Genomic DNA, 26,377 nt, shown 5'->3' with positions numbered 1-26,377 from the left:
TCAGGCTCCATGACGCGGATCGAAGACGTCGCGCAGACCGTCGCCGAGCAGGTTGAACGCGATGCTGACGACGAGGATCGCCGCGCCCGGCAGCGTCGCGACCCACCACGCGTCGAGCAGCACGTTGCGGCCCGACGCGACCATGAAGCCCCATTCGGGGCTCGGCGGCTGCGCGCCGAGCCCGAGAAAGCCGAGCCCCGCGACGGTCAGGATGATGCCCGCCATGTCGAGCGTCGCGCGCACGATCACCGACGACAGGCAGAGGGGCACCACGTAGCGCAGCACGATCCGCAGGTCGGACGCGCCTTGCAGCCGCGCCGCGTGGATGAAGTCCGCGTTCGCGATGCGCAGCGTCTCCGCGCGCGCGAGCCGCGCATACGCGGGCCACGCGGTGATCGAGATCGCGACGACCGCGTTGACGACACCCGGCCCGAGCGCCGCCGCGAACGCGAGCGCGAGCACGATCTTCGGGAACGCGAGCGCGACGTCGGTGATCCGCATCAGCGCGCTGTCGACGAGGCCGCCGCAGTAGCCGGCCGTCGTGCCGATCGCGAGCCCGATCGGCACGACGATCGCGACGACGAGGATCGCGATGCCGAGCGTGAGGCGCGAGCCGGCGATCAGGCGCGAGAGGATGTCGCGGCCGAGCTGGTCGGTGCCGAGCCAGTGCGACGGCGATCCGGGCGGCAGCAGCCGGTCGGCGAGCACCTGGCGCAGCGGATCGTGCGGCATGGCGAGCGGCGCGACGATCGCGACCGCGACGAGCGCGGCGAGGATCGCGAGCCCGAGCAGGTTCAGCGGATTGCCGGCGAAGCGCCGCCAGCGGCGGTACGCGAGGCCGAGCGTCGCCTGCCGGCGCGATGCGGGCGCGTCGCAGAGCAGCCACGCGCGCAGCGTCGGCGCGGCGGGGTTCGGGGTGGAGCGGTCGGATGAAGCGTTCATGGCGAAATCGGTCGGTCGGGCGGGGGGCGCACCGCGTCAGCGGGCGCGCGGGTCGAACACGCGATAGAGCGCATCCGTCAGCAGATTGATCGTGATGAACATGATCCCGATCACGAGCGTGCAGCCGAGCACCGCGTTCATGTCGGCGTTCAGGAGCGCGCCCGTCAGATACGAACCGATGCCGGGCCACGCGAACACGATCTCGGTCAGCACCGAGCCTTCGAGCAGGTTGCTGTACGTGAGCGCGATCACGGTCAGAAGCGGCACCGCGATGTTGCCGAACGCGTGCCGCCAGATCACGCGGCGCTCGGCGAGCCCCTTCGCGCGCGCGGTGACGATGTATTCCTGGCTGAGCTGATCGAGCATGAACGAGCGCGTCATCCGGCTCAGGTATGCGACCGAGTAGTAGCCGAGGATCGCGGCGGGCAGCGCGATATGCGCGAACGCGTTGCGGAACGCATCCCATTCGCCGGCGAGCGCCGAATCGATCAGGAGGCTGCCCGTGCGCGTGTCGACCATCCCGTCGTAGACGGGATCGAGCCGTCCCGGCCCCGCGACCCAGTGCAGCCGCGCATAGAACAGCAGGAGCCCCATCAGTCCGAGCCAGAACACCGGCACCGAGTTGCCGATCAGGCCGACGAAGCGCGCGACGTGATCGATCGGCCGGTTGTGCTTCACGGCCGCCGCGACGCCGAGCGGCACGCCGAGCCCGATGCCGATCAGCGTCGCGAGCGTCGCGAGCTCGAGCGTCGCGGGGAACACGCGCATGATGTCGTCGAGCACCGGGTTCGACGTGAGCAGCGACATCCCGAGATTGCCGTGCAGCACGTCGCGCGCGTAGATCACGAATTGCGTCGCGAGCGGCTTGTCGAGCCCGAGCGCGATGCGCTCGGCCGCATAGGCTTCGGCCGACGCGCGATCGCCGAGCACGGCGAGCACCGGGTCGATCGGCACCTTGCGGCCGATCACGAACGTGAGTGCGAGGAGCCCGGCGAACGTCACGGCGAGCGTGAGCGCCCAGCGCAGGATGCGCAGCGCCCAGCGCACGCCGGGCCGTCGCGCGGGCAGCGTGCGGAGCGCTTCGAGGGTGGTGGCGGGTGTCGACATGTCGCTTATCCGGTTGCCGCGTCACTGCTTCTTCAAATTGCGATACGACACGAGGTCGTTGATCGGGCCGACTTCGAGGCCGCTCACGCCGGGCCGCGTCGCGACCTGCGCGACTTTCTCGAACAGGATCACGAACGGCGACTTCGCGAGCACGTCCTTCTGCATCGCCTGGTAGCGCTGCGCGCGCTTCGCCGCCGACGGTTCCGCGAGCGCCGCGTCGGTTTGCGCGGTCAGCTGCGGGATGTTCCAGGCGTTGCGCCACGCGAGCATCTTGTAGATCGACTGATCGGAATTATCGGGGTTCCACGCGAAGCCTTGCGCATTGCTGTGCGGATCGATGTAATCCGCAGACCATTCGCCGATGTAGATGTCGTGCTGGCGTGCGCGGTACTTCGCGAGCGTCTGCTTGTTGTCGCCCGGAATCAGCTGCACCTTGACGCCCGCCTGCGCGAAGTTCGCCTGCACCGCCTGTGCGATTTCGGTGTACGGATAATCGTTGCGCACGTCCATCGTGACCGTGAAGCCGTTCGGCACGCCCGCCTTCGCGAGCAGCGCCTTCGCCTTCGCGACGTCGAGCCTGTACGGATTTGCGTTCAGCGTGCCGAGGAAGCCTTCCGGCATGAACGTCTGATGAACCTTGTAGGTCGTCTTCACGACGTGGCTCTGGATTCCGCTGTAGTCGACGAGCCATTTCAGCGCTTCCTGGACTTCGGGCTTCGCGAGCGTCGGGTTCTTCGTGTCGAGGCCGAGGTACAGCAGCGTCGCCTGCGGCGACGGCGCGACCTTCGCCTTGCCGCTCTTCACGACGGCCGCGAGATCGTCGGGGCTCAGGTCGCGCGCCGCGTCGACGTCGCCGCTCTCGAGCAGCAGGCGCTGGCTCGCCGCCTCCGGCACGTGCCGCAGCACGATCCGCTTCATCGCGAGCGGCAGCCGGTAGCCGTCGTTGCGCTGCAGCACGATGCTGTCGCCCGCCGTCCACTTGACGAGCCGGTACGCGCCCGAGCCCGCCTCGTGGGTCTTCAGCCAGCCGTTGCCGAAGTCGTTGCCTTGCTGGTGCGACAGCAGCAGCTTCTTGTCGACGACCGACGCCGGCCACGAGCCGAGCACGTTCAGCACGAAGGTCGGCGCGTACTTGCGGTCGGTCGTCACCGAGACCGTGAGATCGTCGATCTTCGTCACGTTCGCGAGCGCGTTCGCCTTCGTGAGGCCGATGCCCGCGAGCACCGCGGCCGGCCCCTTGTCGAGCAGCGCCGCGCGCTGGATCGACCATGCGACGTCGTCGGCCGTGAGCGGGTTGCCCGAATGGAACTTGAGGCCCGCGCGCAGCTTGAACGTGAACGTGAGGCCGTCGGGGCTCACGGTCCACGACTGCGCGACGTCGCCGTTGAACTTCGACGGATCGGCGAGATCGACGCGCACGAGCCGGTCGTATGTGTTCGCGACGTATTCCTCGGGCACCAGCTCGTAGATTTCGCCCGGATCGAGCGAAGTGAATTCGTCGAGCAGCGTGGCCATCACGAACATGTCCTTCGGCGTCGCCGCGTGGGCATCGAGGGCCGGGGCGGCCGCGATCACGGAAGCGGCGGCAAGCGCCGAGACGAGCTTGGGCATCGAGAGTTTCATACGCGCTCCATGGGGCAGGGATTCGGAGTGAAGGCGGCGGCCTGGGCTTCGACCCGGTTGCGGGCGGGCGCGGCAGGCTTGTCGCGTGCGGCGCGGGCGGCGCGGGCGGGCGTCACATCAGCCGCCACGATCCGCTCGCCGCGTTGTCGATCGGTGGGAACGCGCGCGAGCCGGGCAGCTCGTAATGCCACCATTCTTCAGGAATGTGCGCGAAGCCCGCCGCGTGCATCACGCCGAGCAGCAGCAGCCGGTTGCGCTGCACGGACTCGGGCAGGCCGTCGTGAAAATGGCGCGACGCCGTCACCATCTCGTCGAAGCCCGTGCCCATGTCGAGCGCGTCGCCGTGCGCGTCGACGAGCGTCAGGTCGAGCGCGGTGCCGCGGCTGTGATTCGAGCCGAGGCCGAGGTCGGCGACGAAGTTCCGGTCCGGCAGGAACGACCACAACACCTGCTGCGCCTGCGGCGGCCGGTAAGCGTCGTAGATGCGCAGGCGCATGCCGATCTGCGCGGCGATCGCCGTCGCGCGGCGCAGCGCCGCTTCCGCGGGCTCGAGCAGCAGGCAGTGCGCGCGGGCGTAGATCGGCCGGCCGGTGAAGTTGCGGCCGGTCGCGTAGACGAGGTCGATGTCGACGTCGTGCGTGCGAGGCGTGATTTCGACGAGGTGTGGACGTGTCATCGGATGCGGCATCACGGTTCGAATTGATCGAGCTCGCGCTGCAGCTCGCGGTTGCGGGCGACGCGCGCGTCGATCGCATCGCCGAGCCGGTCGACGACCGCGCTGATCAGCAGGTTGAACAGGCACGTGAGCGGCGCGAGCGAATCCCAGAATTGGCCGATGTCGGTCTTCACCTGCAGCAGGTCGCACGGCAGCTCGCGCGCCCACGGGCAGTAGACGTCGGTGACGAGCGCGAAGCGCACGCCGCGCGCGACGGCCGCCTCGCAATAGCGGCGCGCGATCCGCGAATACGCGCGCGTGTCGGTGACGATGCAGTACGGATCGGCGAATTCGGCGTTCAGCGAATCGACATACGAGCCCGACATCCCGTCCGAATAGAACACGCGCGGCCGCAGATATTCGAGGTAGCTGTGGAACGCGTTGCTGATCCCGCGCGTCGACTGGATACCGAGGATGAACACCGCATCCGCCTGCGCGACGCGGTCCGCGACTTGCGCGAACGCCGGCGTGCGCGCGAGCCGGTACACGTGGCGGATCGCGTCGAGCTCGCGCGCGAGCGCATCGTCGAGCGGGCCGGGCGCGCCGACCGGCGCAGCCTCGTCGCTTGCCGGCGCGAATGTGCTCGTCACGCGGCGGTATTCGTCGAGGCGGTCGGTGATCATCCATGGCCGCTCGGTCGTGCCGCGCAGTTCGCGCTTCAGGTCGTCGAGATTGCGGTAGCCGACGCTGCGCAGGAAGCGTCCGACCGAGATGCCGCTCGTGCCGGTCTGCCGGGCGATCTGATCCGCGGTTTCGAGGCCGAGCCGGTCGAGATTCGCGAGCATGTAGCTCGCGATGCGCTTTGCCGTGGGCGTCAGTTCGGCAAAGCGGGCTTCGACGGTCCGGGCGAAGGCGGGGGGCATGGATGCGCGTGTTAATTGATTGTCGGAATCGATGGAATTGTCATCTATCTAACAAAGACAAAATACGGCGCGCCACATTAAAAAATCTATTGAGTTTCGCTATTCATAGCGTCCAATTATTGGCGACGTAAATCCATTGAGTAACGAATTGCGGCTGAAGTATTGCGCGGATGTTTTTGTTCGTGTCTCATTTCGATCGCATTACATAACATTACATTTTAATGTAAATCGCCGTCCGTTTAACCGCCTGTTCCAAGCAGAGCAAGCGAGCGGACGGTGCCGGTTCGGCGACGCGCGCCATTGGCCGTGGGCGCGCGCCAAGCCGGGACTGAGCTGCCGCGGCGACGAGGCCGGTCGCCGGGAGGCGGACATGCGTACGAAGAGAGTGAGGCAAGGCAATTGAGCCGCCAATAATAAAAGGAGAAAAATCAATGATCCGTATTGGAAGGACGAATAAATCGGAAAACGAGGAGAACCTCAATGGCCCGGCGTAAATATCCGAGAACGATGAAGCGCGCAGGGTCGAAGCTGCTGGTTCCCGTGGTCGTCGCCGCCGCCGCCGCGGCCGTGGCCCGCCCCGGATGGACGCAGGCCGCGCCCGTCGCGCCATACCAGGACCCGGGCCGGCGAGGCGATCCGGCGAGCTGGCGCACGCCGGAGTTCACGAAGGAGTGGGGGCTCGGCGCGATGCACGCCGAGTATGCGTATGCGGCCGGCTACACCGGCGCGAACGTCTCGATCGGCGTGCTGGACTCCGGCTACTACGCGCAGCATCCGGAACTGTCCGACAGCCGGTTCGTTCCGGTGACGGCGGCGGGCGTATCGGGCGTGCTGAACGCGAGCAACAACAATCACGGCACGCTCGTGAGCGGCGTCGTCGGCGGGGCGCGCGACGGCGCCGGCATGCACGGCGTCGCGCCGGACGCGAAGGTGTTCGTCGGCAACACGAACGCGACGGACGGCTTCCGGTTCGGCGTGTCGGATCCGAAGTTTCCCGCGTCGGACGCGAAGTATTTCGCCGAGGTCTACGACGCGCTCGCCGCGAAAGGCGTGCGGATCATCAGCAATAGCTGGGGCTCGCAGCCGGTCGACGAAAACTACAGCACGCCGAAGCACGTCGCCGACGCGTACAAGCTGCACGAGGCGGTTCGCATCCGCACCGGCCAGGGCACATGGCTCGACGCGGCCGCCAAGGTGTCGCGCGACGGCGTGATCAACAACTTCAGCGCGGGCAACACCGGCTACGACAACGCCAGCCTGCGCGGCGCGTACGCGTACTTCCATCCGGAGCTCGAAGGACACTGGATGACGACGACGGGCTACGACCAGTTGAGCGGCCAGGTCTACAACAAGTGCGGGATCGCGAAGTGGTGGTGCGTGATGGCGCCGACCGGCGTGCCGTCCACGTCGTACTCGGGCAGCCCGGCGGCGCCGACGGGCGCGACCTATGCGAACTTCAACGGTACGTCGGCGGCCGCGCCGCACGCGTCGGCCGCGCTCGCGCTGATCATGGAGCGTTTCCCGTACATGACGAGCGAGCAGGCGCTGTCCGTGATGTTCACGACGGCGCAGAACATGGAGCCGGACCCGAGCCGGCCGGACTACACCAACAACGGGCTGTTCTCGACCGTGCATCCGGCGAAGCCGGGCGCGTCGAACGTGCCGAACACGTTCGGCGGCTGGGGGCTCGTCGATCTGAGAAAGGCGATGAACGGTCCTGGCCAGTTGCTCGGCACGTTCGACGCGGCGCTGCCGTCGGGCGTCGCGGACGTGTGGTCGAACGACATCTCCGACGTCGCGCTCGCCGCGCGCAAGCTGGAGGACGACGCCGAGCACCGGGCGTGGCTCGATACGCTGAGGACGAAGGGCTGGGAGCGCGGGCTGCCCGCCGGCGCGAGCGACGGCGACAGGATCGACTATGCGGTCGGCGCCGCGCGCGAGGCGGCCTATCAGGCGCGCGCGTATCAGGGCAGCCTCGTGAAGTCGGGCGGCGGCACGTTGACGCTTGCCGGCGCGAACACCTATCGCGGGCTGACGACGGTCGACGGCGGCGAGCTGAGGATCGACGGATCGATCGCGGCGGGCGCCGTGGTCAATCCGGCGGGGCGGCTCACGGTGAACGGCCGTGCGGCCGACATTGCCGTCAACGGCGGCGTCGCGACGATCGCGGGGACGAGCGCGAACCTGTCGGTGGACCGGCAGGGCTCGGCGGCCGTCACCGGCACGACGGCGGACGTGCGGGTGGCGAGCGGCTTTGCGTCGCTCGGCGGAACGAGCGGCAACGTCGCGGTCGGTGCGCTCGGCGTCGCGGCGATCACGGGCCGGACCGCCGACGTGACGGTCGACGGCGGCCGGGCGTCGCTCGACGGCGCGAGCGGCGGCGTGTCGGTCGGCAACGGCGGCGTCGTGAACGGCAACGGCACGATGCGCACGCTCACCGCGGCGGCCAACGGCACCGTCGCGCCCGGGCATTCGGTCGGCGCGCTGACGGTATCGGGCGACGTGCGCTTCGCGCAGGGTTCGACCTATGCGGTCGAGGTGTCGCCGAGCGGTGCGAGCGACCGGATCGATGCCGGCGGCCAGGCGCGGATCGAGGGCGGCGCGGTGACGCTCGCGCTCGAGAACGCGCCGCCTCCGCTCACGCCCGGCCAGTCGCGCTCGGTGCTGGGCCGGCGCTTCGAGATCCTGAGCGCGGCGGGCGGCGTCGAAGGCAGGTTCGATGCGCCGGGCGGCTATCTGTTCGTCGACCCGGTGCTGGCCTACGGCCCGACGAACGTGAGCCTGACGATCGATCGCAATGCGACGCCGTTCGCGAGCGTCGCGCGCACCGACAACGAGCGCAGCGTCGCCGATGCGCTGGAAACTCTGAATCCGGGCAGCGCGGTCTACAACAGCGTGCTGTTCGCGGCGTCGGCGCAGGCGCCGCAGGCGACGCTCGCGCAGCTGACGGGCGAGATCTACCCGGCGGCCTACGCGGCGCTCATCAACGAGAGCCGGCAGGTGCGCGACGCGGCGCTCGACCGCTTGTGGACGGTGCGCGGCGCGCCGGGCCGGCCCGGCGTATGGGCGAGGCTGCTCGGTTCGTGGGGCGGCGCTAGCGGAGGCGGCGGCGTCAACGGCTACACGAACTCGACGGGCGGCTTTCTCGCCGGCGCGGACGCGGCCGTGCGCGACGGCCTCCGGGCGGGCGGTTTCGCCGGCTACAGCCACACCGGCGTGAATCTGAAGGATCAGCCGTCGTCCGCATCGTTCGACAGCTTCCACCTCGGCGCGTATGCGGGCTGGCAGCCCGGCGCGCTCGGCGTGCGCGTCGGCGCCGCGCACGCATGGCATCGCGGCGGAGTCGACCGCGCGGTGCAATACGGTGCGGCCGCCGAAAACGAGACGACCACGCTGAACGCGGAAACGACGCAGGTATTCGGCGAGACCGGCTACCAGTTCGCGCTCGGCGCCGCGACGGTCGAGCCGTTCGGCCGGATCGCGTACGTGCATCTGAAGAACCACGGGACGACCGAAACCGGCGGCGCGGCGGCGCTGCGCGTGCAGGAAGGCAATCATGACGTGACGTTCTCGACGCTCGGCGTGCGCGGCGAGACGCGGCTGGGCCTCACGTCCCGGCTGCAACTGACGCTGCAAGGCAGCGCGGGCTGGCAGCACGCGCTGACGGGCGGGCAGCCGGTCGGCTCGCTCGCGTTCGCGACGGGGAGCAGCGTGTTTTCCGTGTCGAGCGTGCCGGTGGCGAAGGATGCGGCGGTGCTGAACCTGAGCGCCGCGCTCGAGCTCGGCAGGAACGGGCTGCTGAGCGTCGGCTACTCGGGATCGCTGGCAAGCCGACAGTCGGATCATGCGGTGCAAGGCAGCCTGCACTGGAAGTTCTGACGGGCGCTCGGGGCGCGGGCCTCGCGCGTCGCGTGCGTGGCCGTTTCGGCCGCGCGGGCGGCGCATCGGGCCGTCATCGACATTCACGGAGACACGATGGACATTTCATCCCGGCCGGGCGCGTCCGGCGCCTGGCAGGACATCACGATCGTCGACGATCTGCTGCCGCCGCGCGAGCACGCGGAGATCCACCGATTCCTGTCGACGGGCCAATGGAGCCACGGCTGGCGCTCGCATGACGGCGCGGGGACGCAGCCATTCTGGAATCGGCATTTCGCGGGCGCGACGGATCCTGCTCAATCCGGCGTCGGGCCGGGCGCAGGCGACGAACTGGCGCGTGCCGCGCCGCTGTTGCATGCATGCTGGCAACGACTGGCGAAAACCTATCTGAAGCGGCACGAACTGCGCAGCTGCTACGCGAACGGCCTTCCTTACGGCACCGATGGCTCGGTGCATACGGATTCGCTCGCGACGGGCGCGTGCACGGCGGTGTATTACCCGCACGAGCACTGGGATCCCGATTGGGGCGGCGAGACGATACTCTTCAACAAGGATCGCAGCGACATCCTGTCCGCGGTGTATCCGAAGCCGAACCGGCTGCTGATTTTTCCGGGCTTCGTCTACCACGTCGCGCGCGGCGTGTCGCGCGCATGCCCGACGATGCGGATCACGCTGATGTTCAAGACGCAATGGCTGCCGTGACGGGTGGGCGTCGGCGCGCATGGGGTTCGCAAGATTGCTGAGGCCGGCGTATATGCCGGCCTCGGCGATATGCGCCGGCCGCGATTTCGGATGCGACTCCGAACGACGAGCCGGCCGACGATCACGGCGTCGAGACGAATCGCGGCGACGTGATCGCGCGAGCCCAAGCCCAAGCCCAAGCCCAAGCCCAAGCGCGAGCGCACGCCGGCGTCGTCACTTCTTCAGCGTTTGGTACGACACGAGATCGTTGATCGGCCCGATCTCCGGGCCTGTCACGCCCGGCCGCGTCGCGACCTGCACGACCTTCTCGAACATGATCACGAACGGCGAATTCGCGAGCACCGCCTTCTGCAGCGCCTGATACTGCTGCGCGCGCTTCGCGGTCGACGGCTCGGCGAGCGCCGCGTCGGTCTGCGCGGTGAGCTGCGGCACGTCCCAGCCGTTGCGCCACGCAAGCAGCTTGTGCTTCGCGTTGTCCGAATTGTCAGGATTCCATGCGAAGCCGCGCGCATTGCTGTTCGGGTCCATGTAGTCGGGCGACCATTCGCCGATGAAGATATCGTGCTGGCGCGCGCGGTACTTGCCGATCGCCTGCTTCGCGTCGCCCGGAATCAGCTTCACGGTGATCCCGCCTTGCGCGAAGTTCGCCTGCAGCGCCTGCGCGATCTCGACGTACGGATAGTCGTTCGGCATGTCCATCGACACCGCGAAGCCGTTCGGCAGCCCGGCTTTCGCGAGCAGCGCCTTCGCCTTCGCGACGTTCTGCCGGTACGGATTCGCGTTCAGCGCGCCGAGGAAGCCGTCCGGCAGGAAGGTCTGATGGACCTTGTACGTCGTCCTGACGATGTTGCGCTGGATGCCGTCGTAGTCGACGAGCCACTTCATCGCCTCCTGCACCTCGGGCTTCGCGAGATTCGGATTCTTCGTGTTCAAGCTCAGGTACAGCAGCGCGGACACGGGCCATGACGCAACCTTGATCTTGCCCGCCTTCGACAGCGCATCGAGGCTGTCGGGGCTCAGGTTGCGGGCGGCGTCGACGTCGCCGTTCTCCAGCAGGAGGCGCTGCGCGGACGCTTCGGGCACGTGCCGCAGCACGATGCGCTTCATCGGATACGGCGTGCGGTAGCCGTCGAAGCGCTGCAGCACGAGGCTCTCGTTCGGCGTCCACTTGACGAGCTGGTACGGGCCGGAGCCCGCGTCGGCGTTCTTCAGCCAGCCGTTGCCGAAGTCGCCGTTCTTCTCGTGCGACAGCAGCAGCTTCTTGTCGACGATCGACGCCGGATCGGCGCTCAGCACGTTCAGCACGAAGCTCGGCGCGTACTTGCGGTCGGTTTCGATCGATACGGTCATATCGTCGATCTTCCTCACCTTCCGCGCGACGTTGTCCTTCGTGAGGCCCAGGTCCGCGAGCACGCCGGCCGGTCCCTTGTCGAGCCGCACCGTGCGCTGCAGCGACCATGCGACGTCGTCGGCCGTCACCGGATTGCCCGAATGGAACTTGAGGCCGGGGCGCAGCTTGAACGTGTAGGTCGCGCCGTCGGCGCCGACGCTCCACGACTGCGCGATCCTGCCTTCGAACTTCGACGGATCGCGCAGATCGACGCGCACGAGCCGCTCGTACGCGTTCGCGACGTATTCGGACGGGACAAGTTCGTAGATCTCGCTCGGATCGAGCGTCGTGAATTCGCCGAGCTGCGTCGCGATCACGAAGATGCCGGGCGGGGTGGCGGCATGCGCGGGGAACGCGGGCGCCAGCGCGACGAGCGCGGCGCTCGCCGCGAGCTTGGACAGCAAGTGCTTCATCGAGACTCCGTCGAAAAAGGGTGTCGAGCCCGATTCTCTCATTGCCGGGCGCGTTTCAGAAACCTCGGCCGCCGCGCCGCGCCGCGGCAAAACGCGCCGCGCCGGCCCCCGAATATTACAAACCTAAAGGGAATCAGATTAATTCATCGATTCATCTTAACAAGTCATTTAATTTTTTTGATTACTTGTATTTAACTTGCGTGGCGGGATGATCGATTCATTGAAAATCGAATCGATATTTCTCGAAAGTCATCTTTTTTAGAAACGATAGAAGAGGCAAACATGACGAACCTGTCCCGACGCAAGATGCTAGCCAATACGGCCGGCGCGCTCGCCGCCGCCGGCATCGCCGTTTCCGCGAAGGCCGCTTCGTTCGGCAATCCGGATAGTCCGCCCGAGGGCGCGGTGAATGCGCGCAATCCGCAGAGCCTGACCGACCCCGGCCCGAAAAACCGGGCGTTGATGAGTGAATTCCCGTCTTTTCAGGATCCGCCAGCGACCGATATTAACGGCATGCCGATTTTCTGGGCGTCGTTCAATAATGCGCACAAGCGAATTCAGGACGGCGGCTGGGCGCGCGAAGTCACCCAGGACGATTTCGCGATTTCCGAAACGATTTCCGGCGTCAACATGCGCCTGACGCGCGGCGGCATTCGCGAGATGCATTGGCACCAGCAGGCCGAATGGGCGTTCATGCTCGACGGCCGCTGCCGGATCACCGTGCTCGACGAGGAAGGGCGGCCGTCCGTGCAGGACGTGAAGGCGGGCGACTTGTGGTATTTCCCGCCCGGGCTGCCGCATTCGCTGCAGGGGCTCGGCGTCGACGGCGCCGAATTCCTGCTCGCGTTCGACAACGGCCGCGCGTCCGAATTCAACACGCTGCTGGTGACGGACTGGATCGCCCACACGCCGCCCGACGTGCTCGCGCTGAACTTCGGCGTGCCCGCCGACGCGTTCAGGAACATTCCGCTCGACAACCGGTGGATCTTCCAGGGCGACGATCCGGGGCCGCTCGCGGATGCGCAGCGGGCGTCGGCGTCGTCGCGCGGCGCGCCGAAGCATCCGTTCATCTTCTCGATGGGCGACATGAAGCCGAACATGAAGACGCGCGGCGGCGAAGTGCGGATCGTCGACAGCACGACTTTCGACGTGTCGAAGACGGTCGCGGCCGCGCTCGTCACGGTGAAGCCGGGCGGCATGCGCGAGCTGCACTGGCACCCGAACGCGGACGAATGGCAGTACTACATCCGGGGCCAGGCGCGGATGACGGTGTTCGACACCGGCCCGAAGGCGCAGACGGCGGATTTCCGCGCGGGCGATGTCGGCTACGTGAAGAAGAGCCTCGGCCACTACGTGCAGAACACGGGCAAAACCGATCTCGTGTTCCTCGAGATCTTCAAGGCCGACCGCTACGCTGAGGTGTCGCTGTCCGACTGGCTCGCGCATACGCCGCCGAAGCTCGTCGAGGCGCACCTGAACGTCGCGCCCGACGTGATCGCGCGCTTTCCGCGCAACCGGCCGGACGTGGTGCCGGCGTAAGCGCGCGGCGGAAACGGCCGCGGCGGCCGCCGCCCGGTCGCGCGGCCGGCGGGCTTCCCGGCTTGCCGCGCCGCGCGTTCCGAACCACTCGGAACCACTCGGAACCACTCGGAACCACTCGGAACCACTCGGAACCATTCAGAACTCGAACGGACACACACCATGCTTTCCTCCACCACGATGAGCAAATCCGCCGGCGATTTCGCGCTGGCCGGCGAGGCGACGTCGCGCACCGTCCGCGCGGCGCGCGACGCGCTCGACGGACGCCGCAAGGGCGTCGCGGCCGCGCTGCCGTTCGTCGGACCGGCCGTGATCGCGTCGATCGGCTACATGGATCCCGGCAACTTCGCGACCAACATCCAGGCGGGCGCCGCGTACGGCTACGCGCTGCTGTGGGTCGTGCTGGCCGCGAACGTGATCGCGATGGTGTTCCAGGCGATGTCGGCGAAGCTCGGCATCGTGACGGGCCGCAACCTCGCCGAGCTGTGCCGCGAGCATTTTCCGCTACCCGTCGTCTGGGGGATGTGGGCGGCGTCGGAGATCGCCGCGATGGCGACCGACCTCGCCGAATTCCTGGGCGGCGCGCTCGCGTTCGGACTGCTGTTCCATTTGCCGCTCATCGTCGGGATGGGCGCGACGGCCGTGCTGACCTGCGCGATCCTCACGCTGGAAAAGCGCGGCTTCCGGCCGCTCGAAGCGGCGATCGCGGCGTTGGTCGGCGTGATCGGCGCGAGCTATCTCGGCGAGCTGCTGATCGCGCCGCAGGACTGGCATGCGGCCGCCTACCATCTCGTCGTGCCGCAGTTGCGCGACCGCACGGCGCTCACGCTCGCGGTCGGCATCATCGGCGCGACGATCATGCCGCACACGCTCTATCTGCACTCGGGCCTCACGCAGCGGCGCACGACGCCGCGCGACGACCGCGAGCGCCGGCTGCTGCTGCGCTTCTCGAACCGCGAGGTGACGGTCGCGCTCGGCGTCGCCGGCTTCGTGAACATCGCGATGGTGATGATGGCGTCGTCGGCGTTCCACGAGACGATGCCGGGCATGGCCGACATCGGCGATGCGTATCACACGCTGATTCCGCTGCTCGGACCGGCGGCGGGCGCGCTCTTTCTCGTCGCGCTGCTCGCGTCGGGCGTGTCGAGCTCGGTCGTCGGCACGCTCGCCGGGCAGGTCGTGATGCAGGGCTTTCTGCGCCGCCGCGTGCCGATCTGGGTGCGGCGGCTCGTGACGATCGCGCCCGCGTTCGCGATCGTCGCGCTCGGCTGCGACGTCACGCGCGCGATGGTGCTGAGCCAGGTCGTGCTGAGCCTCGTGCTGCCGCTGCCGATGGTCGCGCTGCTGCTGTTGTCGAGCCGTCGGGCGGTGCTCGGCGACTATGCGCTGCGCGGGCCGATGGTCGTCGCGGCCAGCGCGGCGGCGGCCGCGATCGTCGCGCTGAACGTCTATCTGATCTGGGCGGCGTTCAATTGAGCGAACGCGCGACCGATCGCGAGCGCCCGTTATGTCGCGATGACTGCGGCAACCTGGAAAAAGGAACGGCTCCGAATCTTCGTCCGAACGATCGCGCGGGTGAGGCGCGCCGCATGCGAAGCACGCTTTCGCTGGCGTGCGCACTCGCACGCCGCGCCGGCGTCGCCGCCGTCACGACAGCCGATAGCTCGGCCCGGCGGGCACTTCATCGGGCAGCGGCGCGCCGGCCAATTCGAGCAGCGAGCGCTCGATCTGCCGCGCCAGCGCATCGAGCGCGAGATGGTTCGGCCCGGCGCCGAACGGATCGGCGATTTCGTCGGCGATCGCGTCGAGCGCGATCAGCGTGTACGACACGAACACCGCGACGAACGGCGTCGCGATGCCGATCGAATCGACGAGCCCGAACGGCAGCATCATGCAGTACGCGTAGACGGTCCGATGCAGCAGCACGTGATACGGAAACGGAATCGGCGTCGATGCGATCCGCTCGCAGCCCGCGAGCTTCGCGCCGAGCGCGTTGATCTGCGCGTCGAGCATCCAGAGCTGCGTGTCGGTCAGCGCGCCGCCGCGATGCCGCTCGGCGAGCCCGCCGCGCAGCGCGTGCAGGATCGCGACCGGCCGATGTTGCGCGGCCGCGATGGGCGCGATCCAGTCAGCGGGCAGGCAGCGGCGCAGGTCGTCGGCCGGATCGGTGCCGCGCAACTGGTGCTTGAGCGCGTACACGAAGCCCGCCGTCGCGCGCGCGAACGCGGCGCCGTCGGACGTCGCGTCGTAGCTGAGCGCCTGCGACGTCAGCGCGCGCGCCGCGGTCAGCACGCCGCCCCACAGCTTGCGCGCCTCCCAGTAGCGGTCGTAGCTCGCGTTGTTGCGGAACGCGGCGAAGATCGCGAGCGCAAGGCCCGCGAGCGTGAACGGCGTCGGGTTGAGCGGCACCTTCTCGCCGAGAATGCGGCCGTCGGTCAGCAGCGCGACGACGCTCACGGCGCTCATCAGCGCGAGCTGCGGCAGAATCGATTGGAGCACCGAACCATCCCAGACGAACAGCATCCGGAACCAGTGCTCGCGCGGCCTGACGATCATGCGGCCACCGTGTCACGCCGCCTGCTGCGCGTCGGCCGCGGACCGATGCATCAGCACGGGAATCGACTTCGACGTCGGCGTGTTGCAGATGTCGCCGACGCTGTCGAGCGGCACGAGAGGATTCGTCTCCGGGTAGTACGCGCCGAGGCAGCCGCGCGGAATGTCGTATGCGACGATCAGGAATCCTTCGACGCGCCGCTCGATTCCGTCGTCCCACACCGTTTCCAGATCGACGCGCTCGCCCGCGTCGAAGCCGAGCATCGCGAGGTCGGCCGGGTTCGCGAACACGACGCGCCGCTGGCCGAACACGCCGCGATAGCGGTCGTCGAGCGCGTAGATCGTCGTGTTGTACTGATCGTGCGAGCGCGTCGTCATCAACGTCATCAGCCGCTCGCCGTAGCGCGCGCGGGCGCGCCGGATCGGCGAATCGACGGGCAGCGCATGGACGATGAAGTTCGCCTTGCCGGTCGGCGTGAGCCATTCGCGCTCGCGCGACGCGATGCGCATGTGGAAGCCGCCCGGCTGCGCGATCCGCGCGTTGTAGCCGTCGAAGCCTTCGATGCCTGCCTCGATCGCATCGCGGATCTTCGCGTAGTCGTTCATGTAGCCGAGCCAGTCGATTTCGCCGCCGCCGAAGAGCGCATGCCCGAGCCGCGCGACGATCGCGGTTTCCGACAGCAGATTCGGCGACGCCGGCTTGTTCATCCCGTACGACACGTGAACCATGCACATCGAATCCTCGACCGTCACGCCCTGCGCGACGCCGTTCTGCAGATCGATCTCGGTGCGGCCGAGCGTCGGCAGGATCAGCGCTTCGCGGCCGTGCACGAGATGGCTGCGGTTCAGCTTCGTCGTGATGTGGACGGTCAGGCCGCAATTGCGCAGGCCTTGCCACGTGCGCGGCGTATCGGGCGTCGCCATCGCGAAGTTGCCGCCGAGGCCGATGAACACGCCGATGCGGCCGTCGAGCATCGCTTCGATCGTCTCGACGACGTCGTAGCCGTGGCCGCGCGGCGGCGCGAAGCCGAACGCGTGGCCGAGCCGGTCGAGGAACGCATCGGACGGCTTCTCCTCGATGCCGACCGTGCGGTTGCCCTGCACGTTCGAATGCCCGCGCACGGGGCAGAGGCCCGCGCCGGGGCGGCCGATGTTGCCGCGCATCATCATCAGGTTCGACAGCATCTGCACGGTCGCGACCGAGTTCTTGTGCTGCGTGATGCCCATTCCCCACGTCGCGATCACGCGCTCGCCGCGCACGTAGACTTGCGCGAGCGCGTCGATCCGCTCGTACGGCACGCCGCTTTCCGCCGTCAGCGCGGCCCAGCTTTCCGCGCGCAGATCGGACGCGAACGCGTCGAAGCCGGCCGTGTGCTGCGCGAGGAAGTCGACGTCGAGCACGCGCGCGTCGCCGCGCTCGCGCGCCGCGTCGTCGAGCTCGACCACGCGCTTCGCGACGCCCTTGATCAGCGCGAAATCGCCGCCGACGGCCGGCTGCACGAACATCGACGCGATCGGCGTGCTCGACATCGTCAGCATCTCGGCCGGGTGCTGCGGGCTCGCGAAGCGTTCGAGCCCGCGCTCCTTCAGCGGATTGATCGACACGATCGTCGCGCCGCGCTTCGCGCAATCGCGCAGCTCGCCCATCATCCGCGGATGGTTCGTCGCGGGATTCTGGCCGAAGATCAGCAGCGTGTCGGCCTGCTCGAAATCGTCGAGCGTGACGGTGCCCTTGCCGACCCCGACCGTGGCCGGCAGCCCGCGGCTCGTCGCCTCGTGGCACATGTTCGAGCAGTCGGGGAAGTTGTTCGTGCCGTAGTAGCGCACCAGCAACTGGTACAGGAACGCCGCCTCGTTGCTCGCGCGGCCCGACGTGTAGAACGCCGCGCGGTCCGGATCGCCGAGCGCGCGCAGATGCCGCGCGATCAGCTCGAACGCGGCATCCCACGCGATCGGCGCGTAGCGGTCGGTTGCCGCGTCGTAGACCATCGGATCGGTGAGGCGCCCGTGCTGCTCGAGCGCGTAGTCGGACTGCTCGAGGAGCGACGCGACCGTGTGCTCGGCGAAGAACGTGGGCGTCACGCGCTTCGCGGTCGCCTCGGCGGCGACGGCTTTCACGCCGTTCTCGCAGAATTCGAACGTCGACGCATGCTGGCGGTCGGGCCACGCGCAGCCGGGACAGTCGAAGCCGTCCGGCTGGTTCTGCCGCAGCAGCGCGCGGTAGTTGCCGCCCGATACCTTTTCCTTGAACAGGTTGATCGCGACGTACTTGAGCGCGCCCCAGCCGCCCGCCGGATGGGCGTACGGTTCGATGCGCGCGTCGGGTTCCTTGGTTTTCATGTCTTGAAGTGTCTGAGCGCCGGTTGGGGACGGCGACGGAACGAAGCGTACGCGCACGGCGGCGCGGGCCGGGAGCACACCTCGCCGGAAACAAAAAGAGTACAGCTCGCAATTCTGGTGCGTTGCATCAAGAAACTGTACTCTTACATATCGACAAACGGACAATCGAGGCACGCGGTGAAGCGTTACGAACAGCTCGCGGACGACATCGAGGCGATGATCCGGCGCGGCGTCTACCGGCCGGGCGAGCGGATTCCGTCGGTGCGGCAGGCGAGCCGCCAGCACCGGCTCAGCGTCACGACCGTCGTGCGCGCGTACCTGGTGCTCGAGAGCCGCGGCGCGATCGAGAGCCGGCCGCAGTCCGGCTATTTCGTGCGCGCGCGGCACGACGCGCCGGAGCCCGAGCTGCATGCGTCGACGCCCGTCGCGGTGTCGTCGGCCGTCGACGTGAGCCGGCTCGTGCTGTCGACGCTGCGCTCGATCGCGCGCGACGACGCGGTGCCGCTCGGCTCGCCGTATCCGGACGCGACGCCGTTCCCCGCGCAGCGGATCGCGCGGCACGCGCAGGCGATCGCGCGGCGGCGCACGCGCTGGGGCGTGATCGACGACCTGCCGCCCGGCAATCCGGAGCTGATCCGGCAGATCGCGCGCCGCTACCTGGAGGGCGGCGTCGCGGTCGATCCGGACGAGATCGTCGTGACGATCGGCGCGACCGAGGCGATCAATCTGTGCCTGCAGGCGGTCGCGAAGCCGGGCGATACGATCGCGGTCGAATCGCCGACGTTCTATGCGATGCTGCACGCGATCGAGCGGCTCGGGATGCGCGCGATCGAGGTCGCGACGCATCCGGGCGAGGGAATCGACATCGACGCGCTCGCGCGGATCCTCGCGAGCGAGCGCATTACCGCGTGCATGGCGATGCCGAACTTCCAGAACCCGCTCGGCTTCCTGATGCCGGACGAGCGCAAGCGCGCGCTCGTCGAGCTGCTCGCGCGGCATGACGTGCCGGTGATCGAGAACGACGTCTATCACGAGCTGTACTACGGCGCCGCGCGGCCGAGCACGCTGAAGGCGTTCGATTCGCGTGGGCTCGTGCTGCGTTGCGCGTCGTTCTCGAAGAGCCTGTCGCCCGCGTACCGGATCGGCTGGGCGATGCCGGGGCGCTACCGCGATCAGGTCGAAAAGCTCAAGTTTCTGAACACGCTCGCGACGCCCGCGATCGACCAGCTCGCGATCGCCGAGTATCTGAAGCACGACGGCTACGACCACCATCTGCGGCGGATTCGCAAGCTCTATGCGCAGCAGGCGAGCATGATGGCGGCGATGGTGCGGCGCTTCTTTCCGGACGGCACGCGGCTGTCGCAGCCGCGCGGCGGCTACGTGCTGTGGGTCGAGCTGCCGGGCGGCGTCGACGCGATGGAGCTGTACCGGCTCGCGCTCGCGCAGCGGATCACGCTCGGGCCGGGGCACATGTTCTCGACGACGGACGCATATCGGCGCTTCATCCGGCTCAATTACAGCTACCCGTGGTCGCCGCAGATCGAGGAGGCGGTGAAGACGCTCGGCCGGTTGGCGGCGGTGTGCGCAAAGGGATGACGGATGGGGCGATGCGCGGCGCGCGCCCGGTCGGCGACGGAACGGGACGACGATGATGGAAGCGGATCACGGCGAACGGGATGAGCGGAACGAGTGGAGCGGTCCGGCGGAGGTCGGCGGACGGGATGCGATCTCGCATGACGATGGCGGGCTCGATCCGGCGATCGTCGCGGTGCTGCTGCGATTGCGCGATGCGGCCGACGAAGCGCGCGGCGCGCCGTGGTCGCTCGCGAAGCTCGGCAAGCGTGCGCGCGTGCCGATGAGCACGCTGCGACGCACGTTGACGCAGCTCGATGCGGCCGGCTTGACCGAGACGATCCTGCGCGACGACGGCACGGGCCGCGCGATGCTGACGGCGCAGGGGCTGGAATTGTGCGATGCGCTTTTCGGCGGCGCCGCTGCGGCGCGTGGCGGCGCCTGACGCAACGGCGCGCTTGCGGATCGACGACGCGCATGCGGGTGAGATTCGACGGGCGGCGCAAACAGGAGCGGGGCGGTCCGCGGACCGCCCCGCCGTCATGCCGCGACGCCCCGGCTCACCACCGCGCCGTGATCCCCGCCATCAACGAATGATCGTAGATCTGATCGTTGAGCCCGCGCCGATAGCCGATGTCGAGATCGAGCCAGTCGCGCGGCGTGTAGATCGCGCCCGCGATCACGTACGCCGGATTCGCGCCGGCGCCGCGCTCGGAATTGCGCGCGATCCCGACGTCGATGCCGAGCCGCAGCTTGTCCGTCGCGCGGTAGATCACCGCGCCGGATGCCTGCCAGATCGACGTGAGGCCGTCCTGGCGGTTCGCCTGGTACATCAGGCCCGCATTGGCGAGCAGTTGCACGCGTGCGATGTCGTACTGCGCGAGCAGCATCGCGCCTGCGTTCACGCGGCCGTTGCCGAGGCCGCGCGCGTCGTTGCCGGTCGGCATCGTGAAGCGCGGCTTCACCGCGATGCTGAACGGTCCGCGTTCGAGCACGCGCCATTTCGCGCCGATTTCGACGTCGCCGAAGCCCGAGCCCTGTTCGTCGGAGCGTGTCTGCACGTGCGTGTACGGCGCCTGCACGTACAGATCGACGCGCTCGCCGAAGCCGCGCGTGAGCGTCGTGTTCCAGAGCTGCTGGCGGCCGATGTCGGGCTGCTTCGACGTGCGCTCGACGTTCAGTTCGTACTGCCAGCTACCGTCGCCTTGCGTGTTGGTGTCGTCGGACGTGAACGGGTGGTCGGCTTGCGCGCCGGTGGGCGCGAAAAGGGCGCCCGCGGCCGCGAGCGGAAGCATTCTTTTCATATCGTCACCTTCGATGAAACGAGCGGCCGGCGCGCGCGCCGCGCGCGGCCGGATGCGAAAGGGATGCGTCGCGTCAGAACCACTGTTTGTAGCGACGGACGTAGAGCGTCTTCACGATCTGCGCGAGCATGATGTAGCCCGCCATCGTCGCGATGAGCCACAGCCAGTAGCTGCCGGGCAGACGGATGAAGCCGAGCGCTTCGGAGAACGGCGAGAACGGCAGCCAGCAGCCGATCGCGATCGCGATCGTCGTCGACATCAACACGGGCAGCGACGCGGTGCTCTGCAGGAACGGGATCTTCCGCGTGCGCAGCAGATGGACGACGATCGTCTGCGACACGAGGCTCTCGACGAACCAGCCGGAGTTCATCACGAGCTGGCCGCCTGCGCCGCCTTGCGCGTGGTACAGCGCGCCCGCGCCGAACACGGTCCACATCAGCACATATGTCGTGATGTCGAACACCGACGACGTCGGCCCGACCCACAGCATGAAGCGGCCGATGTTCTTCGCTTCCCACTTGCGCGGCTTCTTCAGGAACTCGGGATCCATCTTGTCCCACGGCAGCAGCATCTGCGACGTGTCGTAGACGAGGTTCAGCACGAGCATCTGCACGGCGAGCATCGGCTCCCACGGCAGGAACGCGCTCGCGACGAGCACCGAGAACACGTTGCCGAAGTTCGAGCTCGCGGTCATGTTCAGGTACTTGAGGATGTTGCCGAACGTCTCGCGGCCCTTGATCACGCCTTCTTCGAGCACCATCAGGCTTTTCTCGAGCAGGATGATGTCGGCCGTCTCCTTCGCGATGTCCGCGCCGCTGTCGACCGAGATGCCGACGTCGGCATCGCGTAGCGCGGGCGCATCGTTGATCCCGTCGCCGAGGAAGCCGACCGTATGGCCGTTCGCCTGCAGCGCCTTCACGATCCGCGCCTTCTGCAGCGGCGTGAGCTTCGCGAATACGGTCGTGCGCTCGACCGCCTTTTCGAGCGCCGCATCGTCGAGCGCTTCGATTTCGGTCCCGAGGAGCGGCTTGCCGGGCTCGAGGCCGACTTGCCGGCACACGTTCAGCGTGACGGTCGGGTTGTCGCCCGTCAGCACCTTGACCGCGACGCCGTTCTCGCGCAGCGCGGCGAGCGCCGGCGCGGCGGATTCCTTCGGCGGATCGAGGAAAGTCAGGAAGCCGCGCACGACGAGGTCGCGCTCGTCGGCCGTCCGGTATTGCCCGCGTTCGTCGCCGCGCGGGATCGAACGCGTCGCGACGATCAGCACGCGAAAGCCGTCTTCGTTGTAGGCATTCGCCTGCGTGAGAAGCCGCTTGCGCTCGACGAAATCGAGCGGGCGCACGCCTTCGTCGTCCTGAACGTGCGTCGATACCGCGAGCATCTCCTCGACCGCCCCCTTGCAGACGAGCAGATGCACGCCGCGCGGATCCTCGACGACGACGGACAGGCGCCGCCGCACGAAATCGAACGGCAGCTCGTCGATCTTGCGATAGCCCTGCGGCTTGATCCGCTCGCCGAACTGATTCGCACGATTGACGATCGCGATGTCGATCAGATTCTTCTGGCCGCTCTGGTGAAAGCTGTTCAGCCAGCCGAGGCGCAGCACGTCCTCGTTCTTGCGGCCGGACACGTCGAGGTGATGCTCGAGGATGATCTTGTCCTGCGTGAGCGTGCCCGTCTTGTCGGTGCAGAGCACGTCCATCGCGCCGAAGTTCTGGACCGAGTTCAGCCGCTTGACGACGACCTTGCGCCGCGCCATCGCGACCGCGCCGCGCGCGAGGTTCGCGCTGACGATCATCGGCAGCATCTCGGGCGTCAGGCCGACCGCGACGGCGAGTGCGAACGTCAGCGCGCTCAGCCAGTCGCCTTTCATGAAGCCGTTGATCATGAAGACGACCGGCACCATCACGAGCATGAAGCGGATCAGCAGCCAGCTGACGCTCGACACGCCGCGATCGAAGCTCGTCTCGACCCGCTTGTGGCTGACGACGTTCTTCGCGAGCGCGCCGAAATACGTGTCGGCGCCCGTCGCGACGACGACCGCGGTCGCCGTGCCGCTCACGACGTTGGTGCCCATGAAGCACGCATTCGCGAGATCGAGCAGCGAACCGTCGCGGCCGGCGTCGCCGCCGCCATTGCTATTGCCGTTGCCGTTCGCCGGCTCGGCGGACTTCTGCGCGACGGCGCCGAGCGTGTCGTACTTCTCGACGGGCAGCGCTTCGCCCGTCAGCACCGCCTGGCTGATGAAGAGATCGCGCGACGAAATCAGCCGCACGTCCGCGGGGATCATGTCGCCCGCGGACAGATGCACGATGTCGCCGACGACGACGTCGCGCATCGGCACGTCGTGCTTGACCGGCGCGCTCGCGTCGTCGTTGCGGCGCTGCACGGTCGACGTCGTGCGCACCATCGCCTTCAGCTTCTCGGCGGCGCGCAGCGAGCGGAATTCCTGCACGAAGCGCAGCAGCACGCTGATCGTGATCATCGCGAGCAGGATCGTGATCTTGACGTAGTCGCGATCGTCCGGCGCGGCGAAGTAGACGTCGGTGAGGAAGCTGATCGAGGCGAGCACGAGCAGCACGTAGACGAACGGGTTGTTGAACGACGTCAGCAGCTGCCGGCTCCAGTGCGGCGGCTTGTCGTGCGCGATTTCGTTCGGGCCGTCGCGCAGCAGGCGATCCTCGGCGTCGGATGTCGTGAGGCCGCGCTCGCTCGTGCGGAGATTGTTGAGGGTGTCGGCGAGCGGTTGCGCGGATTCGTATTCGATGCGCATCGGATGGCGATCGTCGCCGTCGCCCCGTGCGCCGTAATGGAGGAACCCGCGTTGCTTGTTCTTTGAAGGAGTGCGTTGTGTCATCGGACGCTCCGTGTGTCGCGCGCGGCGAGCGGGGAGCGTCGTCTTTATCGATGGACGAGCGTCTCCCGCCGCTTCGCGTCGCGCGCGTTCGGCTGAATGAATGGAAAATCGGAATCGCTCGCCGGCCCAGCCGACGCGGCGCACGCGCCGCCCGGCATGACGCCGGCGAGCGGTAATCGGCTACTGTCGTCTGCTTCCATCTGGACTCCTGTCGATCGTCGGCCGGACGCGGCAAGGCATCCGGAATGAAGGGCGCGAATCACGGGTCGATGCGAAAACGATGCATGCGCGAGCGCATGCGCACGCACGGCGCAGGCCGTGATGGCGAGAACGGACGAGCGCGACGCGCGCATAGCGGCGCATGCATCGTTCATTCGAGAAAGTCGTGGCGGGAAGATCGGGCCGGAATGGCCGGAAAGACGCCGCATCCTGCTGGCCGGGATGCGGCAGAAGCGTGGGGCTCTGCGCGAATGCCTCAGTCAGCAGTCAAGCCGGTGCAGGACCGACTACAACTCGCATCGGTGTTCACGGAACACTCCAAGTATCAAGACGGGGCGATGGTAAAGGGTCGGCGTGCGAAGCGTCAAGCTTTTTACGGCAGGTTTACACGGTTCACGCATTCGTTCGTGCGGCGCATGCGCGTCGTCGCGCGGCGGCGAAGCAAGCGGCCGCCCGCATGGGCGGCCGCTGCGTGATCGCGTGCGGCTCGCGCGGCTATTTCGTTGCGGACGCAACCACTGCGCCAGCGTCGACGATCCCCGCGCCCGGCGCGCGTGCGAGACAGGACGTCGTCGACGGCGACGGCCGCGCGGTGCTTGCGAGCTTCTGCGCGATCTGTGCGGGCGTCAGGTTCGGATTCGCCGCGAGCATCAGCGACGCGACGCCCGCCACTTGCGGCGCGGCGAGGCTCGTGCCGCTGTGCGTGCCGTACGCGTCGAACGTCGGCACCGTCGTGCCCGCGTTGGTCGTCGACAGGATGTTCGAGCCCGGCGCGCTCAGCGTGATGTCTGAGCCGAAGTTGCTGTACCACGCGCGCTGGCCCGTGCTGTCGGTCGCGCCGACCGCGATCACGCCCTTGCAGTTCGCGGGGCGATCCTGGGTCGTCGCCTGGCCGTCGTTGCCGGCCGCGACGACGACGGTCGCGCCTTGTGCGATGACGTCGTTGATTGCCTGCTGAAACGTGTCGCCGCACGGGCCGTTGCCGCCCAGGCTCAGGTTGATGACTTTCGCGGGCGTCAGATTCGTCGGCACGCCGGTGACGGGGAGGCCCGCCGCCCAGCGCATCGCGTCGGCGATGTCGCTCGTCGTGCCGCCGCATTTGCCGAGCACGCGCACGGGCAGCATCTTGCCGTACCAATTGACGCCCGCGATGCCGATGCCGTTGTTCGCGGCGGCGCCGATGATGCCGGCGACCTGCGTGCCGTGCCAGCTGCTGTTCGACGGCCCGCTCGCGCAGTTGTAGAACGGGCTCGACGGATCGGTCAGCTCCTGCTGCGTGACCCAGTCGCCCGGATCGGTCGCGTCCGGGCCGCGACCGTGCCCGTTGTTGCCGGTGTTGATGTCGGAAATGAAGTCGTAGCCGGGCAGCAGGTTCGCGATGATGTCCGGATGTGGGCGATAGCCGGTGTCGAGCACCGCGGTGACGACGGTCGGCAAGCCGGTCGTCACGTTCCATGCGTTCGGCAGATCGATGCCGGCCGTCGGATCGAAGTAGTTCCACTGCTGCGCGTAGTTCGGATCGGTCGCCATGGTGCGGGCGAAGACGCGCCGGTCGGGCTCCGCGTACGCGACGTCCGGATCGGCCGCGAACGTTTGCGCGAGCGCGCTGGCGGCATCCGCGTTCATCTTTAGTCCGAGCGCGAGCAGCGCCGCGCCGCCCGACATCGTCCGCTCGACCTGCACGGCACTCGTCTGCGCGATGCTTTGCGCATACGAGCGCACGGCGCCGCTCTTCACGCTCCATTGCGACATCACGCGCTGGATCACTGCGTCGAGACGCGCCGCGTCGTCCGTCGCGGCCATGATCCGCGCACCCGACGCCGTCGTCGCCGATGCGTTTTGCAGCTTGACGATCAGATGGTCGACGGGCGCGTCCTGTTGAACGGTGCTGGAAAACAGGGAAGCGCTTGCGGCGGCCGATGCGGTTTGCGTGACGGGGCAGGCCGTCGTCGAAGTCGAAGAAGTCGCGGATTGCGACGAGCCCGATGTCGGGGCCGGCGTCGGAGCAGGTGCCGGAGTCGGCTGTGCGGCTGCCGATGGGGTGCTGCCTCCGTCCCCGCCGCCGCCTCCGCCGCAACCGGCGAGCGGAACGAGGAGGGACATGGAGAGAATTCCGGCGAGGGCGCGGGCTTGGCCAAACCGCGTCTGATCAGGATTGCTACGTTTGTTGTTCATGGTGCCTCTCCACCCTTGGTTTCGAAACCGCGTGCGCGGTCAATGCGGTCAAGGCCCGTGGCGTGAGAAGTCCGTGAGCATCCTCGTCCTTCGATTTGCATCCCGATACATCGCCAGGTCTTGTCCGGATTCCGATGGGCTCGTGCGCGCCTGATCGGAGGTACTGGTGTGAGTAACGGCTGCG

The 26,377-nt window shown here is 67.9% G+C and carries 17 protein-coding genes; 6 read left to right on the top strand and 11 right to left on the bottom strand.

What is annotated here, in order from left to right; translation table 11 throughout:
• The 5 genes from nikC to sapR form a co-directional block, all read right to left on the bottom strand.
• Positions 1–942, bottom strand: a complete 942-nt coding sequence (gene nikC / locus BG90_RS27345) for a nickel transporter permease (protein WP_010108825.1) — start codon at positions 940–942, stop codon at positions 1–3.
• 36 nt (positions 943–978) lie between these two features.
• Complete coding sequence (locus tag BG90_RS27340; RefSeq protein ID WP_010108827.1) at positions 979–2,049, bottom strand: ABC transporter permease; 1,071 nt, start codon at positions 2,047–2,049, stop codon at positions 979–981.
• A 21-nt stretch (positions 2,050–2,070) separates the two neighbouring features.
• Positions 2,071–3,672 carry an ABC transporter substrate-binding protein gene (locus tag BG90_RS27335; RefSeq protein WP_010118569.1) on the bottom strand — a complete coding sequence of 534 codons (1,602 nt, stop codon included), beginning with the start codon at positions 3,670–3,672 and terminating at the stop codon, positions 2,071–2,073.
• Positions 3,673–3,784: 112 nt separating this feature from the next.
• Entirely contained in the window at positions 3,785–4,348 is a 564-nt protein-coding gene (ddpX, locus tag BG90_RS27330; protein WP_025990208.1) for a D-alanyl-D-alanine dipeptidase, read from the bottom strand.
• An 11-nt stretch (positions 4,349–4,359) separates the two neighbouring features.
• On the bottom strand, positions 4,360–5,250 hold the full coding sequence (gene sapR / locus BG90_RS27325) for a sap1 transcriptional regulator SapR (RefSeq protein WP_025990209.1): 891 nt from the start codon (positions 5,248–5,250) through the stop codon (positions 4,360–4,362).
• A gap of 480 nt (positions 5,251–5,730) precedes the next feature.
• Between sapR and BG90_RS27320 the strand changes: the two genes are divergently transcribed.
• The gene (locus tag BG90_RS27320) at positions 5,731–9,129 is read left to right on the top strand and encodes an autotransporter domain-containing protein (RefSeq protein ID WP_025990210.1); all 3,399 of its coding nucleotides are present in this window, start codon (positions 5,731–5,733) and stop codon (positions 9,127–9,129) included.
• Positions 9,130–9,225: 96 nt separating this feature from the next.
• Positions 9,226–9,831, top strand: coding sequence for a 2OG-Fe(II) oxygenase (locus tag BG90_RS27315; RefSeq protein ID WP_010108832.1), 606 nt, complete (start codon positions 9,226–9,228; stop codon positions 9,829–9,831).
• A gap of 213 nt (positions 9,832–10,044) precedes the next feature.
• Here the strand turns inward: BG90_RS27315 and BG90_RS27310 are convergent, their stop codons facing one another.
• On the bottom strand, positions 10,045–11,634 hold the full coding sequence (locus tag BG90_RS27310; RefSeq protein WP_010108836.1) for an ABC transporter substrate-binding protein: 1,590 nt from the start codon (positions 11,632–11,634) through the stop codon (positions 10,045–10,047).
• Between the two features lie 282 nt (positions 11,635–11,916).
• Here BG90_RS27310 and BG90_RS27305 point away from each other — a divergent pair, with 282 nt between their 5' ends.
• Both BG90_RS27305 and BG90_RS27300 read left to right on the top strand, forming a co-directional pair.
• Positions 11,917–13,173: an oxalate decarboxylase family bicupin gene (locus BG90_RS27305; RefSeq protein WP_010108837.1), complete on the top strand. Its 1,257-nt coding sequence runs from the start codon at positions 11,917–11,919 to the stop codon at positions 13,171–13,173.
• A 162-nt stretch (positions 13,174–13,335) separates the two neighbouring features.
• Positions 13,336–14,649: an Nramp family divalent metal transporter gene (locus BG90_RS27300; RefSeq protein WP_175658637.1), complete on the top strand. Its 1,314-nt coding sequence runs from the start codon at positions 13,336–13,338 to the stop codon at positions 14,647–14,649.
• 171 nt (positions 14,650–14,820) lie between these two features.
• Here BG90_RS27300 and BG90_RS27295 read toward each other — a convergent pair whose 3' ends face one another.
• Both BG90_RS27295 and BG90_RS27290 read right to left on the bottom strand, forming a co-directional pair.
• Positions 14,821–15,729, bottom strand: a complete 909-nt coding sequence (locus tag BG90_RS27295; protein ID WP_010118584.1) for a bestrophin family protein — start codon at positions 15,727–15,729, stop codon at positions 14,821–14,823.
• Positions 15,730–15,741: 12 nt separating this feature from the next.
• Positions 15,742–18,066, bottom strand: coding sequence for an FdhF/YdeP family oxidoreductase (locus BG90_RS27290; protein ID WP_010118586.1), 2,325 nt, complete (start codon positions 18,064–18,066; stop codon positions 15,742–15,744).
• A 177-nt stretch (positions 18,067–18,243) separates the two neighbouring features.
• Between BG90_RS27290 and BG90_RS27285 the strand changes: the two genes are divergently transcribed.
• Both BG90_RS27285 and BG90_RS27280 read left to right on the top strand, forming a co-directional pair.
• On the top strand, positions 18,244–19,662 hold the full coding sequence (locus tag BG90_RS27285) for an aminotransferase-like domain-containing protein (RefSeq protein WP_010118588.1): 1,419 nt from the start codon (positions 18,244–18,246) through the stop codon (positions 19,660–19,662).
• Positions 19,663–19,717: 55 nt separating this feature from the next.
• Entirely contained in the window at positions 19,718–20,083 is a 366-nt protein-coding gene (locus BG90_RS27280) for a hypothetical protein (RefSeq protein ID WP_010108844.1), read from the top strand.
• A gap of 115 nt (positions 20,084–20,198) precedes the next feature.
• Here BG90_RS27280 and BG90_RS27275 read toward each other — a convergent pair whose 3' ends face one another.
• From BG90_RS27275 to BG90_RS27265, 3 genes are all read right to left on the bottom strand, one after another.
• Complete coding sequence (locus BG90_RS27275; RefSeq protein WP_025990211.1) at positions 20,199–20,942, bottom strand: transporter; 744 nt, start codon at positions 20,940–20,942, stop codon at positions 20,199–20,201.
• A gap of 73 nt (positions 20,943–21,015) precedes the next feature.
• Positions 21,016–23,799, bottom strand: a complete 2,784-nt coding sequence (gene mgtA, locus BG90_RS27270; RefSeq protein WP_010118591.1) for a magnesium-translocating P-type ATPase — start codon at positions 23,797–23,799, stop codon at positions 21,016–21,018.
• Positions 23,800–24,513: 714 nt separating this feature from the next.
• Positions 24,514–26,121, bottom strand: a complete 1,608-nt coding sequence (locus BG90_RS27265) for a S8 family peptidase (protein ID WP_081469924.1) — start codon at positions 26,119–26,121, stop codon at positions 24,514–24,516.
• Positions 26,122–26,377 lie beyond the last annotated feature (256 nt).

It is taken from the genome of Burkholderia oklahomensis C6786, from assembly GCF_000959365.1.
Taxonomy (GTDB): Bacteria; Pseudomonadota; Gammaproteobacteria; order Burkholderiales; family Burkholderiaceae; genus Burkholderia; species Burkholderia oklahomensis.
Note: the sequence above shows the minus strand (reverse complement) of the source record. Positions and strands in the feature narration are given on the sequence as shown.

Bases quoted from the DNA above. Each gene is read 5' to 3' on its own strand.
- BG90_RS27275 (WP_025990211.1), bottom strand. From the start codon at position 20,942: ATGAAAAGAATGCTTCCGCTCGCGGCCGCGGGCGCCCTTTTCGCGCCC.
- BG90_RS27310 (WP_010108836.1), bottom strand. From the start codon at position 11,634: ATGAAGCACTTGCTGTCCAAGCTCGCGGCGAGCGCCGCGCTCGTCGCG.
- BG90_RS27340 (WP_010108827.1), bottom strand. From the start codon at position 2,049: ATGTCGACACCCGCCACCACCCTCGAAGCGCTCCGCACGCTGCCCGCG.
- BG90_RS27290 (WP_010118586.1), bottom strand. From the start codon at position 18,066: ATGAAAACCAAGGAACCCGACGCGCGCATCGAACCGTACGCCCATCCG.
- ddpX (WP_025990208.1), bottom strand. From the start codon at position 4,348: ATGACACGTCCACACCTCGTCGAAATCACGCCTCGCACGCACGACGTC.
- BG90_RS27265 (WP_081469924.1), bottom strand. From the start codon at position 26,121: ATGTCCCTCCTCGTTCCGCTCGCCGGTTGCGGCGGAGGCGGCGGCGGG.
- BG90_RS27295 (WP_010118584.1), bottom strand. From the start codon at position 15,729: ATGATCGTCAGGCCGCGCGAGCACTGGTTCCGGATGCTGTTCGTCTGG.
- nikC (WP_010108825.1), bottom strand. From the start codon at position 942: ATGAACGCTTCATCCGACCGCTCCACCCCGAACCCCGCCGCGCCGACG.
- BG90_RS27320 (WP_025990210.1), top strand. From the start codon at position 5,731: ATGGCCCGGCGTAAATATCCGAGAACGATGAAGCGCGCAGGGTCGAAG.
- mgtA (WP_010118591.1), bottom strand. From the start codon at position 23,799: ATGACACAACGCACTCCTTCAAAGAACAAGCAACGCGGGTTCCTCCAT.
- BG90_RS27280 (WP_010108844.1), top strand. From the start codon at position 19,718: ATGGAAGCGGATCACGGCGAACGGGATGAGCGGAACGAGTGGAGCGGT.
- sapR (WP_025990209.1), bottom strand. From the start codon at position 5,250: ATGCCCCCCGCCTTCGCCCGGACCGTCGAAGCCCGCTTTGCCGAACTG.
- BG90_RS27315 (WP_010108832.1), top strand. From the start codon at position 9,226: ATGGACATTTCATCCCGGCCGGGCGCGTCCGGCGCCTGGCAGGACATC.
- BG90_RS27300 (WP_175658637.1), top strand. From the start codon at position 13,336: ATGCTTTCCTCCACCACGATGAGCAAATCCGCCGGCGATTTCGCGCTG.
- BG90_RS27335 (WP_010118569.1), bottom strand. From the start codon at position 3,672: ATGAAACTCTCGATGCCCAAGCTCGTCTCGGCGCTTGCCGCCGCTTCC.
- BG90_RS27305 (WP_010108837.1), top strand. From the start codon at position 11,917: ATGACGAACCTGTCCCGACGCAAGATGCTAGCCAATACGGCCGGCGCG.